The sequence below is a fragment of the Enterobacter sp. RHBSTW-00593 genome (assembly GCF_013784105.1).
Lineage (GTDB): Bacteria > Pseudomonadota > Gammaproteobacteria > Enterobacterales > Enterobacteriaceae > Enterobacter > Enterobacter ludwigii.
Genome location: NZ_CP056393.1, coordinates 2,003,265 through 2,018,654 on the forward strand (window position 1 = coordinate 2,003,265; position 15,390 = coordinate 2,018,654).

A 15,390-nucleotide genomic window follows, 5' to 3' on the forward strand; every position below is an offset into this window, starting at 1 on the left:
TAAGCATGTTTACTGGTATTGTGCAGGGCACCGCCAAAGTGGTGTCCATTGATGAAAAACCTAATTTCCGAACTCATGTGGTTGAGCTTCCGGAATATATGCTTGATGGCATTGAAACTGGCGCCTCGATTGCACATAACGGCTGTTGCCTGACGGTAACCGAAATTAACGGGAACCAGATTAGCTTTGATTTAATGAAAGAGACGCTGCGCATCACCAACCTGGGCGAGCTGGTGGTAGGGGATACCGTAAACGTAGAGCGTGCGGCCAGGTTCAGCGATGAGATTGGCGGCCATCTGATGTCAGGCCATATTATGACCACCGCGGAAGTGGCGAAGATTGTCACCTCGGAAAATAACCGTCAAATCTGGTTTAAAGTGCAGGATCCTTCATTAATGAAATACATCCTGTATAAAGGATTTATTGGTATTGATGGGATTAGCCTGACGGTTGGGGAAGTGACGCCGACCCGTTTCTGCGTGCATTTAATTCCTGAAACTCTCCAGCGTACAACCCTGGGGGCGAAAAAACTGGGGCATCGGGTTAATATCGAAATCGATCCGCAGACTCAGGCGGTTGTGGATACCGTTGAGCGGCTGTTGGCGGCAAAAGAAGCCGCAATAATAAAGACCGCAGAAGAAGAATAAAATGAACCCCGGATATCCGGGGTTTTTTTTAGCGTGCGACCCGCAAACCGTGTTCTATCCCTCGGCTGAAAACAACCTGCCAAAGTTGAATATCACGCGCGCGAAAGGCGCCTGCGCAGGCATTGAGATAATAGCTGAACATCCGTTTAAACCGTTCAGAATAGTTGTCCGCAATTTCTGGCCAGGCTTCCTGGAAACGTGAATGCCATGCCATCAACGTGGTGTCATAATCCGCGCCAAAGTTATGCCAGTCTTCCATAATGAAATGAGGTTCACTGGCGTTAGCAATCTGGCGAACGGACGGCAAACAGCCATTCGGAAAGATGTATTTGTTGATCCACGGATCGACGTTATTGTCGGTGCGCTTAGAACCAATGGTGTGCAGCAGGAAGATGCCGTCAGGTTTCAAGTTACGGTCCACCACGCTGAAGTAGGTGTCATAGTTTTTCGGCCCCACGTGTTCGAACATGCCGACGGAGACTATGCGATCAAACTGCTCGTTCAGGTCGCGATAATCCTGAAGGCGAATATCCACATCAAGGCCCTGGCAGCGCTCCCGTGCCATTTTTTGCTGTTCAGCTGAAATGGTCACACCGACCACGCTGGCACCATAATGCTTCGCCATAAAATAGGCCAGACCACCCCATCCACAACCGATATCCAGCACACGCATGCCCGGCTGTAGCTGCAGTTTTTCACAAATCAGACGCAGCTTAGCCTGCTGGGCTTCTTCAAGGGTTGAGGCCTCTTTCCAGTAGGCGCAGGAATATTGCATGAAAGGATCGAGCATGCGGCTGAACAGGTCATTACCGAGGTCGTAATGCTCCTTGCCGACGATCCACGCCCGTTTTTTGCTTTGCAGATTAAACAGCCGGGCGGAGGCGACACGTAATGTATCTTTCAGATTGCGGGGGAGCTGGTTTTCCAGACCGGCGCGTAACACGCTGGAGAAAAACATATCCAGCCGTTCACACTCCCACCAGCCGTCCATATAACTTTCCCCCAGGCCTAACGATCCCTCTCGCAATACGCGTTTAAAAAAGTCGGGATGCTTAACCTGTGGATCGGATGGCGAAGATCCATTAATAGTGATGCCTGCGCGACCTAACAGTTCACTGACGATCCGGGACCAGTTATCGTCCGGAACGCTGACTTCTTCTATACACGATGAACTCATAGCTTCTCCATCACCTTACTGTGATCAGAACCTTCAAACAGCGTAGACGCTTTTTATGGTTTGTGAGAAATCTCACGGTATTTCCCCGTGAGGCTAGTATCCGACGTAGAACAGAGGAAGGGAGATAACCCTTGCCGAAATGCCTTCCATGGTAAAACGGGAGCGCTCCGGCTCCCGTTAACACTTAATATTTATCGTATTTAATCGAACCAAATTTAGTATAGGCCTCAAAATTTGGTGATTCAATAGAAAATTCTTAGCAACCTAATCACTGATATTTAACATAATTTCTGGCGCGATTATGCATGCGAGGTTTTCACCTCTGCGCGGTCATCCTGCTCACGTTGTGCCGCAGACTGCATACGGTATCCCAGAAGGGCCAGCGCAACCGTAACCAGCATGACGCTGGTGGTGGTCAGGAGCGGCGTGGCAATCAGCGCAGAGACCACCAGGCTTGCCAGGAAGCACAGACCCAGCTGCAGGGTATTCTGAAGCGCGGCCGCACGACCTGTTGCCTGTGGGAACGGACGTAACGCCTGGGCTACGACGATAGGGTAAATCGCACCGTTCGCCACGGCCATCACGCAGAATGGAATCAGAATTTCTGCCAGACCGGCGCCCGGGATAAAGCCCACAGCCCAGGTGGCCATCACGCTCAGCGCGTAGAGCACCAGCAGCCAGGGCAGCATCTGCTGACCTTCCCATTTTTGCAGCGCCGCGCGACAGCCATAGCCCCCGACCAGAAACGCGATGGTCTGCGGGACATAGCTCAGACCAATGGCGGCCGGGCTGTAACCCATATCGTGAAGAATGAACGGTGAACCGGTCAGCCACGCGAAGAAACTCGCCGAGCAGGCGGCATAAATCAGGACATTACCGCGGTACGCTTTGGTGCTCAGCAGAGAGGTGAAGGTCACCGGTGTCGTGTCAGCAGGCGTCTCTTTCTTATGTGCCGCTTTGAGTGTGAATGCCGGGATCATCAGGACCAGCGTGATGGCAAACAGCGTAGCGAAAATGGCCTGCCAGTCGAAATGCGCCAGGATCCAGCTCCCGAGCAGCGGGGCGAGGGCAGGCGAAAGCCCTACCAGCGGCATAATGGTGGCGAAAATGCGGTTTGTACGGTTGGCCGGATAGTAGTCGGTGACCAGCGCCTGCCAGGTCACCGCGGCAGCACAGACGCCAACGGCCTGCACGAAGCGCAGTACCAGCAGCCAGGTTGCATCGCGTACCCATAACATTCCCAGACAGCCGACGGCAAAGATAGCCAGCCCCAGCAACAGCACCGGTTTACGGCCAAAGCGGTCAGAGAGAGGCCCCCAGAGCAGCTGCGCGAAGGCAAAGCCCGCGAGGAATAAGCTCAAGCTGGCGCTGATGGCTGCCGCCGGGGTCTGTAAATCTTCCTGCATTGCGGCGAAGGCGGGCAGGTACATATCAGTGGCTAAAAAGCCCAGCACGCTTAAACCACCGAGCCAGACTAAAAATCCTTTCCTGGGTTGCATTGTTTTTTTCTCCTGAGGGAGGCAGGTCTATGTTTGCGCAGAGTGTAGGGAGTGCAAAGCAGCTTGTGAAACGCTAATATTTGGCGAGTGCATTCAAAATTTTTGCAGGCAGAAAATGTGGTCAGATTATTCTCTTGAAGTGGTCGATGCTGTTGCGCGCAACGGCAGCTTTAGCGGTGCAGCGCAGGAGTTGCACCGCGTCCCCTCGGCAATCAGCTATACGGTGCGTCAGCTTGAGGAATGGCTGGCCGTTCCGCTGTTTGAACGGCGTCACCGTGATGTGGAATTAACGCCCGCCGGGGCATGGTTTTTGAAAGAAGGGCGTTCTGTTATCAAAAAAATGCAGATCACCCGCGAACAGTGTCAGCAGATCGCTAACGGCTGGCGAGGACATCTTTCGATTGCCGTGGATAACATCGTAAAACCGGAACGTACCCGGCAAATGATTGTCGATTTCTATCGCCATTTCTCGGATGTCGAATTGCGGGTATCCCAGGAAGTGTTTAACGGCGTCTGGGATGCGCTGGCGGATGGCAGGGCAGAGATGGCGATCGGTGCCACGCAGGCGATCCCGGTTGGGGGACGCTTTGCCTTTCGCGACATGGGCATGCTCAACTGGAAATGTGTGGTGGCAAGCGATCATCCGCTGGCTGACCTGGACGGGCCGCTCAGCGACGAAACGCTCCGTAACTGGCCCTCGCTGGTGCTGGAAGATACCTCGCGTTCGTTGCCCAAACGCATTACCTGGCTGCTGGATAACCAGCGACGGGTGGTTGCGCCGGACTGGGAATCCTCAGCAACATGCCTCAGCGCCGGGCTGTGCGTTGCCATGGTCCCTGGCCATTTTGCACGGCCCCGAATCGACACCGGTGAATGGGTTGAACTGATGCTGGAAAATCCTTTTCCGGATGCGGCCTGTTGCCTCACCTGGCAACAAAATGATGTGTCGCCCGCAATGGCCTGGCTTCTGGATTACCTGGGAGACAGTGAGACGCTTAACCGGGAATGGCTACGGGAGCCAGTATAACTGGCCCCGTAAAAGATTAACGACGATAGTCGCGGAACGGACCATCCGCAACGGAACGGCGTTCGATAAGACGCGGGTGAACTTCAATGGACTGAGACTCTTCACGCTTGTTGACGATCCTGTCCATCAGCATATTGAAGGCCGTTTCACCCAGCGAGTCTTTTGGCTGGTGGATGGTGGTCAGCGCCGGGGTAAAGAAGCGCGCGTTGCGCACGTTGTCATACCCGATCACGGAAATGTCCTGCGGCACGCGCAAACCCAGTTCATCGGCGGCACAGAGAGCACCCATCGCCATAATGTCACCGCCACAGAAAACGGCTGTCGGGCGATGCGACTGGGAGACAATCTGCTGCATCGCGCGGTAACCGGATTCCGGTTCAAAGTCACCCTGCACGATCCAGTTTTCCGGCACGGTAATCAGCGCCTCTTCCATTGCTTTCATAAACCCGGCCAGACGCCCGGCACCGGTGTTGCGCTCCAGTGGACCCGGGATCACACCAATCTCGCGGTGACCGCGTTCAATCAGATAACGGCCTGCCATATAGCCGCCTTCAAACGCGTTATCGATGACGGAGTCGGTGAAGTCTGCACGTGCTTCGCCCCAGTCCATGACCACCATAGGAATATGGCGGTACTCTTCCAGCATGGAAAGCACGGACTCCGGATACTCTGAACACATCACCAGCAGGCCATCCACACGCTTTTGCGCCATCATGGAGAGATAAGCGCGCTGTTTTTCAATGCTGTTCCACGCGTTGCCCAGAATCAGGGTATAGCCTTTCTGGAAGCAGTTTTTCTCGACCGCTTCAATGATCTCGGCAAAATAGGCCGCTTCACTGCTGGTTGCCAGCAAACCAATGGATTTGGTGTGATTAACTTTGAGGCTGCGCGCCACCGCACTCGGTGAATAGTGTAATTCTTTGATTGCCGCCCAGACGGCGTTGCGCGTCTCTTCCGCCACAAAGCGGGTTTTGTTAATTACATGTGATACGGTTGTAGTGGAAACGTTTGCGCGTTTTGCTACGTCTTTAATTGTTGCCATTAAATGTCACTCCAGACCATATCCTAAACTCCTGAAAAACTTGAAGGTAAACGTTTGCCTTCTCTCACCCTTATCACGCAATCTTGAATTGCGGCACGCCGGGAAAACGACACAGGACGTCAGGAGGGGGTCAATGGCCGGTACGCTAATAAATTTAGCGTGGAATTTTGTCCTATCTTGATGAAAAGGGGAAGAGCTAAAGTGGTTATCAGTTTAAATCCAGGAAGATTTTTGAACTAAACTGTGTAAAAATGAGCAGGCTCACTTTTCGTGGGGAGATTAAAAGGAGAAAAATTGATGAGCTACGATCTGAAGTTTTCGCTGGTGACCACCGTTATTGTACTGGCTCTGATTGTTGCGGCGGGTCTGACGGCTGCATTGCACTGATTTACACGGAGGGAGAGCTCTCTCCCTCTCAGTTTTCCTGATTGTTACGCCTGCGGCAAAAATCTTTTGCCAATTTGTTAACTTCTCATTTTTTGTGATTGATGTCATGCTTTCGGCTTCTTTGTTCTGTGTCACGACATGACACGGCATCCGGAGTTGACGCATGAAAATCAATTTTCCCCTGCTTGCCCTGGCGATTGGCGCTTTTGGGATTGGCACCACTGAATTCTCCCCGATGGGGTTACTGCCTGTTATCGCCCGGGGCGTGGATGTTTCTATCCCGGCGGCCGGGATGCTCATCAGCGCCTACGCCATTGGCGTGATGGTGGGGGCACCGCTCATGACGCTTCTGCTTTCACACCGCGCGCGCCGCAATGCGCTGATTTTCCTGATGGCGATATTTACGCTGGGCAACGTGCTCTCCGCCATTGCTCCGGATTACACCACCCTGATGTTGTCCCGCATTCTGACCAGCCTTAACCACGGCGCGTTCTTTGGGCTGGGATCGGTTGTGGCCGCAAGCGTAGTGCCAAAACACAAGCAGGCGAGTGCCGTGGCAACCATGTTTATGGGTCTGACGATTGCCAACATTGGCGGTGTACCTGCCGCAACCTGGCTGGGTGAGGCGATCGGCTGGCGCATGTCGTTCCTGGCGACGGCTGTGCTGGGTGTTATCGCCATGGTGGCGTTGTACTTCTCCTTGCCGAAAGGCAGCGCTGGTGAACGTCCTGATGTCCGCAAAGAGCTGTCGGTACTGATGCGCCCGCAGGTGCTCTCCGCGCTGTTGACCACCGTACTGGGGGCGGGCGCCATGTTTACCCTGTACACCTATATTTCACCGGTGTTGCACGATATCACCCACGCGACGCCTCTCTTTGTGACCGCGATGCTGGTGCTGATTGGTGTCGGGTTCTCTATAGGCAACTATCTCGGCGGGAAATTCGCCGATCGTTCCGTGAGCGGGACGCTGAAAGGTTTTTTAACGCTGCTGATTGTCATCATGATCGCCATTCCGTGGCTGGCGCGTAATGAAGTCGGGGCGGCGATGGCGATGGTTGTCTGGGGGGCTGCGACCTTTGCCGTGGTTCCGCCGTTGCAGATGCGCGTGATGCGCGTTGCTCATGAGGCGCCGGGTCTCTCGTCGTCGGTTAATATTGGCGCGTTTAACCTTGGCAATGCGCTCGGTGCCGCTGCCGGTGGTGCCGTCATTTCTGGTGGCCTGGGATACAGCTTTGTGCCGGTGATGGGGGCGATAATTGCCGCGCTCGGCCTGCTGTTAGTGATGATGTCTGGCCGTAAACAGCCGGAAGCAGCGTGCGCTGCTGAATAATGAAAAAACGCAGAAGGGCAACCCCTTCTGCGTGTCTCTTACGCGGCGAAGTTCTTCGCCACAAACGCCCAGTTAACCAGTGCCCAGAAGTGCTCCAGGTAGTTCGGGCGCGCGTTACGGTAATCAATGTAGTAAGCGTGTTCCCAGACGTCCACGGTCATCAGCGGCGTTGCGCTGGTGGTCAGTGGCGTACCCGCGTTCGAGGTGGAAACGATAGCCAGTTTGCCATCCGCGTCTTTCACCAGCCACGTCCAGCCAGAACCGAAGTTCTTGACTGCAGCATCCGTAAACTTCGCTTTAAAATCAGCAAAGCTGCCAAATGCCGCGTTAATCGCGCCAGCCAGTTCACCCGTAGGTTCGCCGCCTGCATTCGGTGCCAGGCAGTGCCAGTAGAAGGTGTGGTTCCACACCTGAGCGGCATTGTTAAAGACACCGCCCTCTGAACTGCGGACGATCTCTTCCAGCGTTTTGCCTTCAAAATCGGTGCCCTTGATCAGGTTGTTCAGATTGGTGACGTACGTCTGGTGATGTTTGCCGTAGTGATACTCCAGGGTTTCCGCAGAAATGTGCGGGGCCAGGGCGTCTTTTGCATATGGTAGTGCAGGTAATTCGAACGACATTGCTTCTCTCCTTATTGTTTTTTATGTTGCCAATAACCACACAGACAACAGGGACAGGATAGCAAATTGAAAGGGTATGCAAAAGAGGAACTTACCCTGCCACGGCTGTGGCAGGGCAGGGGTTAGCGAATGGTTTTTGGCGTCATCACGCGGCGTGCGCCGACATAGTGACGTACCCAGTAGTCTTCACTGAGAGAGGTTATCTGGATGTCCTGGCCGCTACGTGGGGACTGGATAAATTTCCCGTTGCCTACATATACGCCAACGTGGTCAGCCGTGCCGCGCCCCTGAGTGCGGAAGAAGACGAGATCGCCATTCTCCAGTTCACCGCGGTTGACCGGTGACGCGTCGCGCAGGTGATACATCTCATTGGCGGTACGTGGAATTCGGAACTTCACCAGATCTTTATAGGCGTAATAGACGAGGCCGCTGCAGTCGAAACCGGTACGCGGTGAGCTGCCGCCCCAGCGATAGGGTTTGCCAATCTGCCCCATCAGTTTGTTCAACGCCGTTTTTTGCGCTTTCTGTACGCGAACCTTATGCACTTCCGCTATTTTCGTGACCTTCGTGCATTTCGCTTTATGACCTTTGCGGGGGATGCATTTTTCCGTCACGAGATTAGCTGCAGTTTGCGAGGCTTTGCTTTTGGTTGCGTGGGCAGTGCGGGAAGGTTTTGTTTTCGTCTTGCTGGAGGCGGTCTTTTTAGTCTGGGTGGTGGTCTTTTTCTTGTCGTTCTTGCTGGTGGTTTTTTTCTTACGGTCTGTGGTTTTGGCCAGATGCGTTTTTTGTACAGCAGAGTGCCGCGCCTGTTGAGAGGCGTTCGCCACTGGCGTGAAAGTGAGTGTTGTAAACAGTAAAGCACAGAGCGTGATCGAGATTTTATTTATCCGCGCCACTGGGCAGTCCCCTGATAAATGCAGGTCATCAATAATACCCGCGAATGATTTACAAAGCCTGTCGATTCTAATCTATAAAAACCCGATAAGTTAATAGCATTTTTCAATCTACAATCCTGTTTCGTTAGCAAGTGCAAAAAAATTCATCAATCTGTCGCACTATTGTTCACTCCCTAAACAAAACCCTGAGTGCCGCAGGGTTAAACACCATTTGCAATGCAACTTTTCATCACTCGCGGTAAAATAAGAAAGACGTGACAAAAATGTTATTTTCCGATGGCAGTCTGAACCGCTACAATGACAGACGAATGCCGTAACAGAAGTTAAAGGAAGCAAGACATGAGCACCACTATTGAAAAAATCCAGCGCCAGATCGCTGAAAACCCGATTCTGCTGTATATGAAAGGTTCTCCGAAGCTGCCAAGCTGTGGCTTCTCCGCGCAAGCGGTTCAGGCGCTGTCTGCCTGTGGTGAGCGTTTTGCTTACGTTGATATCCTGCAGAACCCGGACATCCGCGCTGAGCTGCCTAAATACGCTAACTGGCCGACGTTCCCACAGCTGTGGGTAGACGGTGAGCTGGTCGGCGGTTGCGATATCCTGATCGAAATGTATCAGCGCGGCGAACTGCAGCAGCTGATCAAAGAAACGGCTGCGAAGTACAAAACGGAAGAGCCAGACGCGGAGTAAGTTATCTGCGAAGACAAAAAAGCGACCTCATGAGGTCGCTTTTTTTTATTCTTCATTGTCACCCATCGGCAGCGGCCAGCCACCCAGACGCTTCCAGCGGTTCACAATTTCGCAAAACAGCTCCGCCGTCCGCTCGGTGTCATAAAGTGCGGAATGCGCCTGCGTACCGTCAAACTCAATGCCTGCCGTAATACAGGCCTTTGATAATACCGTTTGTCCCAACGCCAGACCGCTCAGTGCCGCGGTATCGAAGGTCACAAACGGGTGGAAAGGGTTACGCTTGAGCGACGCGCGCTCGGCTGCGGCCATCGTAAAGGTGTGATCGAACGTGGCGTTATGCGCCACCATAATGGCGCGGCTGCAGTTGCTCTCTTTCATGCCTTTACGCACCATTTTAAAAATGGCGTGCAGCGCGTCATATTCACTTACCGCACCACGCAGCGGGTTATGCGGATCGATGCCGTTAAAGGCCAGCGCCTCGGGCTGTAAGTTGGCCCCTTCAAACGGTTCAACGTGGAAATGCAGCGTGGTGTCCGGTGTAAGCCATCCCTGTTCATCCATCTTCAGCGTGATGGCGGCAATTTCAAGCAGCGCATCGGTTTTAGCGTTAAATCCGGCTGTTTCAACATCGATCACAACAGGATAAAAACCACGAAAACGGTCGCACAGACCGCTAAATTGAGCGTTATCGGACATCAGGGTCTCTTACATGGGGAAAAAAGCAGTGCGCATTATGGCAAATTTTGGATGGGGATGCAGTAAAAGTACGGGCGCATGTTGCGCCCTGCGGGATCAGTTGCCCAGACCGCGACCAGCGTCTTTGGCTTCAATCAGCTCGATTTTGTAGCCGTCCGGATCTTCAACAAACGCGATCACGGTGGTGCCGCCTTTGACCGGGCCAGCTTCGCGCGTCACGTTACCGCCGTTGCTGCGAATACGTTCACAGGCTTCGGCTGCGTTGTCCACTTCCAGCGCGATATGACCATAAGCGGTGCCCAGTTCATAGCTGTCCACGCCCCAGTTGTAGGTCAATTCGATGACCGCTTCGTCCGTTTCCGGGCCGTAACCCACAAACGCCAGCGAGTATTTATATTCCGGGTTTTCGCTGGTGCGCAGCAGTTTCATACCCAGTACGTTAGTGTAGAAATCGACAGAACGTTGCAGATCGCCAACGCGCAGCATGGTGTGAAGTAGGCGCATAATTTCCTCATTAACCAATGGAATAGAATATCTATTTGAACAGAAACGATGTTTTAGTATAGCGGCGAAAGGTCGCCGCTATCAATGAGCAATGAAGAGATTACAGGGTAGGGTAGTCGGTATAACCTTCAGCGCCGCCGCCGTAGAAGCTTTCCGGACGCTGAGGGTTCAGCGCGGCTTTCTGCTGCAGACGGGCGACCAGATCAGGGTTAGCGATAAAATCGCGACCAAATGCAACGGCGTCGATCAAACCTTTGCTAATCAGATCTTCAGCTTTCTCAGGGGTATATGCACCTGCACCGATGATCACACCGTGGAAGCGTTCGCGTACTTTCTGACGGAAGGCTTCAGTGTAAGGCTGACCACCGGCCCAGTCTGGCTCGGACATATGCAGATACGCGATACCCCGTTTTGCCAGCTCTTCAATCAGATAAAGGGCATCCGCTTCTTCGTCCGGGCCGTTATCAACGTTCTGGAAAGAACCAATCGGGGAAACGCGGATACCAATGCGATCCGGGCTCCACTCCTGACATACGGCATCCACCACTTCCAGCACCAGGCGCGCACGGTTTTCAACGCTGCCGCCGTACTGGTCGGTACGATGGTTAGAGGACGGTGACAGGAACTGGTGCAGCAGATAGCCATGCGCGGAGTGCAGTTCAACCAGGTCGAAGCCGGCTTCACGCGCATTCGCCACGGCCTGGCGGAAATCGTTAACAATCCCCGGGATCTCGTCCAGTTCAAGAGCGCGCGGCATAGACGTATCAACGCGGATCGCATTGCCGTTTTCATCACGCAGAGAGGTGCGGGTGTTCGCGCTCAGGGCAGAGGCGGAAACCGGTGCCTGACCGCCAGGCTGGATGCTGCTGTGAGAGATACGACCGGTATGCCACAGCTGGACGGCAATACGACCCTCTTCAGCGTGAACGCCAGCCGTGATTTTTTTCCACGCGGCAATCTGTTCCGGGCTGTGCAGACCTGGTGCGCCAGCGTAACCCTTAGCCTGAGCAGAAATCTGAGTGGCCTCGGTGATGATCAGGCCAGAGCTTGCGCGCTGACGGTAATATTCACCCATCAACGGGGTAGGGATATCACCCGGCTCAATGCTGCGCAGACGGGTAAGCGGGGCCATGAACACACGGTTTGGCGCGGTAACGGCACCCACTTTCAAGGGGGTAAATAATTTTTCAGCGGACATAAAGGCTCCTGAGTAGACCAGTCGTCTAGTAATTACGTAAATAAAAACGCCTGCTATACGCGAGGCGTAGCAATGCTGCTTTTTACATGTGCCAGTGCGCTTTCAAGCGGCACCGCACTGCGTGAAATCTTGGCCTGCAGGTTCGCGCCTAACCAGAGGGCGTATAAAACCTGCGCCTGGGTTAAAGGTTCGCCGGGAAAAGTCAGCGTTTTTTCATCGCGGCCTTTCTCCAGCGCCTGTGCCATGAGGGCGATAACCCCGCGGGCCCCTTTATCCATTGCTGTGCGCATATCTTCTGAAAGATCGCACACTTCGGCAGAAAGTTTTACCGTCAGGCAACCGCTGATGATGCCCTGCTGACAGAACTGGTTCAGCGTTTCCTGATAGAAGTGCAGAACACGATCGCGATAATTACCTTCGCCCGTGGCAAAGTGCGCTGCCAGGCGCTGATGGTAGCTGGCATAGTGCCGCTCCAGCATTGCCACGCCAAACGCCTCTTTGGACCGGAAGTAGTGATAAAACGACCCCTTCGGTACCTCAGCGGTTTTTAATAACTCGCTCAACCCCATACCGGTGAACCCGCGATGCATGCAAAGTCGCTCGCCGGTCGCCAGTAAATGTTCTCGGGTATCGTGTTCTGTATTTCTGCTCATGGCCGCACTCTAATAGACCGTTCGGTCTATTGCAAGCGTGTTCAGTGGCGACATGCGTGCAGAATATCCAGCTGCTGTTGATAAACCTTTGATTTAATGTCCATCATACCCAATACGGTAGAGAACAAATTGTCCTGCGAAACCGCATTTTTTGCTGCATGGTCACGTAAACACTGCGCGTTGACGCCGAAATTTTTCGCATAGTCTGGTGATAACCAGAACATAAACGGAATGTGCGTTTGTTGCTCTGGTGCCAGCAGATACGGCGTGCCGTGCAGATAAATCCCGCTTTCGCCCAGCGATTCCCCGTGATCCGAAAGGTAAATCAGGGCGGTATTCATGCTCGCCTGACGCGCTTTCAGGGCATCGATGGTTTTGCTGACCATGCTGTCGGTATACAGGATGGTGTTGTCATAGGTATTCATCAGCGCCTGGTGATCGCAATCCTGAATTTCATTGGTATCGCAGGTTGGCGTAAATTTGCGGAAATTATCCGGATAACGGCGATAGTATGCCGGGCCGTGGCTGCCCATCAGGTGGATGACCAGTACGGAGTCTTGCTTCAGGCCATCCAGAACATTGTCCAGACGGGTGAAGTTCACATCGTCAATGCAGGAGTTGTCTTTGCAGAACTGATCGAGTTTCCACTGGGTCATGTCGGTATGGGGAACGCGATCGCAGGCGCCTTTACAACCGCCATCATTGTCACGCCACAGCATATTGATCCCCGCATGGGCGAGCACATCCAGCAACCCTTCCTGGTGATGGGCCAGATCGGCATCGTATTTACTGCGTGTCATACCGGAGAACATGCAGGGCACGGAGACGGCTGTTTCGGTGCCGCAGGAGGAGGCCTGCGGGAAGTTAATCACATCCTGCTTTTTCAGCTCGGGGTTTGTTTCACGCCCGTAGCCATTCAACGAGTAGTTCGCGGCGCGTGACGCTTCACCGATGACCAGCACCAGAACGGTTTTCTTTTGTTGGCCTGCAATCAGCGGCCCTTTATGGGCATCTTCACCGATTCGGACCAGCGTTTGATCGCCTGCAAACCAGCGCATTTTGCTGTATTTGACCATCGCGCTGACATAGTTTGCGGGGGTCACCATTTTGACGATGCTTTTGTTATTGCGAAACAGCGACGCGTAGTCTTTATAAAACAGGGCGGCGATGAGGATGATAACCAGCAGGGCGCCGAGCATTGCGGCAAAACGGGTCAGCAGGGCGTACCACCATTTCCCGGTGCGAATGCGGATCATGGCCAGCACCACGGACGGAACAAGACCGGCAACGACAATCCACAGGATCATCTGCGGCGTCACCAGGGCGGTGGCTTCCTGAGAGTTGGTTTCGAACACGTTAACAATCATGTTCTGATCGATAACCGCGCCGTAGGTATACATAAAGTAGGTCGCGGCGGCGCATCCGACGGTCAAGACAATCAGCAGCGGCTTACGGATAAACGGGATATTAAGCAGACTAAAAACAATGACCCAGCCGCAAAACAGCACCAGTGGAACGGACGCGGCAAAGAGGACGTCATGGATATGCGCGGGCGCGATAATTGCCCAGCTACGCTGAATAAACAGCGCGTTTAATACGGTAAAGAAAAGTGCACAGCCCAGAGTAAATTTTATATCGTTACATTGTAACTTTTTGATTAGCCACATCGATCAGAAAACCTGCAATTTTAATGATGGGGCGAGTATAGAGAACGAAGATTAGTGAAACCTTAATGCCACAAAACTGTGGTAAAGCCCTTGCACGCGGGACGTTTAGCGTCTTCACTGTAGGTGATAGTCGTTATCGGGAGGTGAGTGTGGCAGAGCAACTGGAGTTTTTCCCCATCCAGAGCCCGTGCCGGGGTATTTGTCAGGTGGATGAACGCGGATATTGCCGTGGCTGCATGCGCACGCGCGATGAGCGTTTTAACTGGCAACACTTCAGCGACACGCAGAAACAGGAGGTGCTCCGTCTCTGTCGACAGCGACTTCTGCGCAAAATACGCGCAAACAAAGCCGGTGACACCGAAGAACCCCAGCAACCTTCACTGTTTTAACACGGTAATTGCGTATACTCATGACATCACGTCCTTGAGGAAAATGTTATGGTTCAGCGAATTACCCTTGCCCCCCAGGGGCCAGAATTCTCCCGCTTTGTGATGGGCTACTGGCGCCTTATGGACTGGAATATGTCCCCCCTCCAGCTGGCAAGCTTTATTGAAGAGCATCTCGACTTAGGGATCACCACGGTCGATCACGCTGATATTTACGGCGGCTATCAGTGTGAAGCCGCGTTCGGCGAGGCACTCAAACTGGTTCCTGCGTTACGCGAACGCATGGAGATCGTCACCAAATGCGGGATTGCCACGACGGCAAAACCGGAGCATGCCCTCGGCCATTACATTACCGACAGCGCGCACATCATTAAGAGCGCCGAACAGTCGCTGGTTAACCTGGCGACCGATCATATCGATCTGCTACTGATCCACCGCCCCGATCCGTTGATGGATGCCGATGAGGTGGCCGAAGCGTTTCTGAATCTGCATCAAAGCGGCAAAGTGCGTCATTTCGGCGTATCAAACTTTACCCCTGCACAGTTTGCGCTGCTGCAGTCTCGTCTGCCGTTTACCCTGGCCACCAACCAGGTTGAAATTTCTCCGGTTCATCAGCCGCTGCTGCTGGATGGCACGCTCGATCAGCTCCAGCAGTTGCGTATCCGTCCGATGGCGTGGTCGTGTCTGGGCGGTGGACGCCTGTTTAATGATGATGAATTCCAGCCGCTGCGCACTGAGCTTGAGACCATTGCCCGCGAACTGAATGCCAGGAGCATCGAACAGGTGGTGTACGCGTGGATCCTGCGTTTGCCGTCAAAACCACTGCCAATCATTGGCTCGGGCAAAATTGAACGCGTACGCGCCGCCATTGCCGCGGAAGAGTTGCAGATGACCCGTCAGCAGTGGTTCCGCATCCGCAAAGCGGCGCTGGGTTACGACGTCCCGTAACCGGTAAAACGTGACTTTCCGGTGAA

Annotated in this window: 17 protein-coding genes; 7 read left to right on the plus strand and 10 right to left on the minus strand. The window is 53.6% G+C overall.

The window, feature by feature from the left end; genetic code table 11:
- Positions 1–5 precede the first annotated feature (5 nt).
- Positions 6–647 carry a riboflavin synthase gene (locus HV242_RS09475; RefSeq protein WP_020884345.1) on the plus strand — a complete coding sequence of 214 codons (642 nt, stop codon included), beginning with the start codon at positions 6–8 and terminating at the stop codon, positions 645–647.
- A gap of 28 nt (positions 648–675) precedes the next feature.
- On the opposite strand, the gene cfa is transcribed toward HV242_RS09475, so the two are convergent.
- Positions 676–1,824 (minus strand): cyclopropane fatty acyl phospholipid synthase, encoded by a 1,149-nt coding sequence (gene cfa / locus HV242_RS09480; protein ID WP_014169766.1) that lies wholly within the window; start codon positions 1,822–1,824, stop codon positions 676–678.
- A 299-nt stretch (positions 1,825–2,123) separates the two neighbouring features.
- Positions 2,124–3,323, minus strand: coding sequence for a purine nucleoside transporter PunC (punC, locus tag HV242_RS09485; RefSeq protein ID WP_050736688.1), 1,200 nt, complete (start codon positions 3,321–3,323; stop codon positions 2,124–2,126).
- Positions 3,324–3,438: 115 nt separating this feature from the next.
- Here punC and punR point away from each other — a divergent pair, with 115 nt between their 5' ends.
- Complete coding sequence (gene punR / locus HV242_RS09490) at positions 3,439–4,350, plus strand: DNA-binding transcriptional activator PunR (RefSeq protein WP_050736689.1); 912 nt, start codon at positions 3,439–3,441, stop codon at positions 4,348–4,350.
- Positions 4,351–4,366: 16 nt separating this feature from the next.
- On the opposite strand, the gene purR is transcribed toward punR, so the two are convergent.
- Positions 4,367–5,392 carry an HTH-type transcriptional repressor PurR gene (gene purR / locus HV242_RS09495; protein WP_014169769.1) on the minus strand — a complete coding sequence of 342 codons (1,026 nt, stop codon included), beginning with the start codon at positions 5,390–5,392 and terminating at the stop codon, positions 4,367–4,369.
- A gap of 297 nt (positions 5,393–5,689) precedes the next feature.
- Between purR and cydH the strand changes: the two genes are divergently transcribed.
- Together cydH and HV242_RS09505 are read left to right on the plus strand one after the other, a co-directional pair.
- On the plus strand, positions 5,690–5,779 hold the full coding sequence (gene cydH / locus HV242_RS09500) for a cytochrome bd-I oxidase subunit CydH (protein WP_032670423.1): 90 nt from the start codon (positions 5,690–5,692) through the stop codon (positions 5,777–5,779).
- Between the two features lie 163 nt (positions 5,780–5,942).
- Positions 5,943–7,109 (plus strand): MFS transporter, encoded by a 1,167-nt coding sequence (locus HV242_RS09505; RefSeq protein WP_014169771.1) that lies wholly within the window; start codon positions 5,943–5,945, stop codon positions 7,107–7,109.
- Between the two features lie 38 nt (positions 7,110–7,147).
- On the opposite strand, the gene sodB is transcribed toward HV242_RS09505, so the two are convergent.
- Together sodB and HV242_RS09515 are read right to left on the minus strand one after the other, a co-directional pair.
- Entirely contained in the window at positions 7,148–7,729 is a 582-nt protein-coding gene (gene sodB / locus HV242_RS09510; RefSeq protein WP_020884341.1) for a superoxide dismutase [Fe], read from the minus strand.
- A gap of 122 nt (positions 7,730–7,851) precedes the next feature.
- A complete protein-coding gene (locus HV242_RS09515) occupies positions 7,852–8,625 on the minus strand; it encodes a C40 family peptidase (protein ID WP_014169773.1) in 774 nt (257 codons plus the stop codon).
- 339 nt (positions 8,626–8,964) lie between these two features.
- Between HV242_RS09515 and grxD the strand changes: the two genes are divergently transcribed.
- The gene (grxD, locus tag HV242_RS09520; RefSeq protein ID WP_003832760.1) at positions 8,965–9,312 is read left to right on the plus strand and encodes a monothiol glutaredoxin 4; all 348 of its coding nucleotides are present in this window, start codon (positions 8,965–8,967) and stop codon (positions 9,310–9,312) included.
- 45 nt (positions 9,313–9,357) lie between these two features.
- Here grxD and rnt read toward each other — a convergent pair whose 3' ends face one another.
- The 5 genes from rnt to eptA form a co-directional block, all read right to left on the minus strand.
- Complete coding sequence (rnt, locus tag HV242_RS09525) at positions 9,358–10,008, minus strand: ribonuclease T (protein WP_025204356.1); 651 nt, start codon at positions 10,006–10,008, stop codon at positions 9,358–9,360.
- Positions 10,009–10,104: 96 nt separating this feature from the next.
- Positions 10,105–10,512, minus strand: a complete 408-nt coding sequence (gene gloA / locus HV242_RS09530; RefSeq protein WP_020884340.1) for a lactoylglutathione lyase — start codon at positions 10,510–10,512, stop codon at positions 10,105–10,107.
- A 100-nt stretch (positions 10,513–10,612) separates the two neighbouring features.
- Positions 10,613–11,710 carry an alkene reductase gene (gene nemA / locus HV242_RS09535; RefSeq protein ID WP_020884339.1) on the minus strand — a complete coding sequence of 366 codons (1,098 nt, stop codon included), beginning with the start codon at positions 11,708–11,710 and terminating at the stop codon, positions 10,613–10,615.
- A gap of 53 nt (positions 11,711–11,763) precedes the next feature.
- Positions 11,764–12,363 carry a TetR/AcrR family transcriptional regulator gene (locus HV242_RS09540; protein ID WP_044866238.1) on the minus strand — a complete coding sequence of 200 codons (600 nt, stop codon included), beginning with the start codon at positions 12,361–12,363 and terminating at the stop codon, positions 11,764–11,766.
- Between the two features lie 41 nt (positions 12,364–12,404).
- Positions 12,405–14,030 (minus strand): phosphoethanolamine transferase EptA, encoded by a 1,626-nt coding sequence (eptA, locus tag HV242_RS09545; protein WP_050736690.1) that lies wholly within the window; start codon positions 14,028–14,030, stop codon positions 12,405–12,407.
- Positions 14,031–14,179: 149 nt separating this feature from the next.
- Between eptA and HV242_RS09550 the strand changes: the two genes are divergently transcribed.
- Together HV242_RS09550 and HV242_RS09555 are read left to right on the plus strand one after the other, a co-directional pair.
- Entirely contained in the window at positions 14,180–14,419 is a 240-nt protein-coding gene (locus HV242_RS09550; protein WP_020884337.1) for a DUF1289 domain-containing protein, read from the plus strand.
- A gap of 48 nt (positions 14,420–14,467) precedes the next feature.
- The gene (locus tag HV242_RS09555) at positions 14,468–15,364 is read left to right on the plus strand and encodes an aldo/keto reductase (protein ID WP_044866239.1); all 897 of its coding nucleotides are present in this window, start codon (positions 14,468–14,470) and stop codon (positions 15,362–15,364) included.
- Positions 15,365–15,390 lie beyond the last annotated feature (26 nt).

Coding starts and splice junctions, on each gene's coding strand:
- nemA (WP_020884339.1), bottom strand. CDS start 11,710: ATGTCCGCTGAAAAATTATTTACCCCCTTGAAAGTGGGTGCCGTTACC.
- rnt (WP_025204356.1), bottom strand. CDS start 10,008: ATGTCCGATAACGCTCAATTTAGCGGTCTGTGCGACCGTTTTCGTGGT.
- cfa (WP_014169766.1), bottom strand. CDS start 1,824: ATGAGTTCATCGTGTATAGAAGAAGTCAGCGTTCCGGACGATAACTGG.
- HV242_RS09540 (WP_044866238.1), bottom strand. CDS start 12,363: ATGAGCAGAAATACAGAACACGATACCCGAGAACATTTACTGGCGACC.
- sodB (WP_020884341.1), bottom strand. CDS start 7,729: ATGTCGTTCGAATTACCTGCACTACCATATGCAAAAGACGCCCTGGCC.
- eptA (WP_050736690.1), bottom strand. CDS start 14,030: ATGTGGCTAATCAAAAAGTTACAATGTAACGATATAAAATTTACTCTG.
- gloA (WP_020884340.1), bottom strand. CDS start 10,512: ATGCGCCTACTTCACACCATGCTGCGCGTTGGCGATCTGCAACGTTCT.
- punR (WP_050736689.1), top strand. CDS start 3,439: ATGTGGTCAGATTATTCTCTTGAAGTGGTCGATGCTGTTGCGCGCAAC.
- purR (WP_014169769.1), bottom strand. CDS start 5,392: ATGGCAACAATTAAAGACGTAGCAAAACGCGCAAACGTTTCCACTACA.
- HV242_RS09555 (WP_044866239.1), top strand. CDS start 14,468: ATGGTTCAGCGAATTACCCTTGCCCCCCAGGGGCCAGAATTCTCCCGC.
- punC (WP_050736688.1), bottom strand. CDS start 3,323: ATGCAACCCAGGAAAGGATTTTTAGTCTGGCTCGGTGGTTTAAGCGTG.
- HV242_RS09505 (WP_014169771.1), top strand. CDS start 5,943: ATGAAAATCAATTTTCCCCTGCTTGCCCTGGCGATTGGCGCTTTTGGG.
- HV242_RS09475 (WP_020884345.1), top strand. CDS start 6: ATGTTTACTGGTATTGTGCAGGGCACCGCCAAAGTGGTGTCCATTGAT.
- grxD (WP_003832760.1), top strand. CDS start 8,965: ATGAGCACCACTATTGAAAAAATCCAGCGCCAGATCGCTGAAAACCCG.
- cydH (WP_032670423.1), top strand. CDS start 5,690: ATGAGCTACGATCTGAAGTTTTCGCTGGTGACCACCGTTATTGTACTG.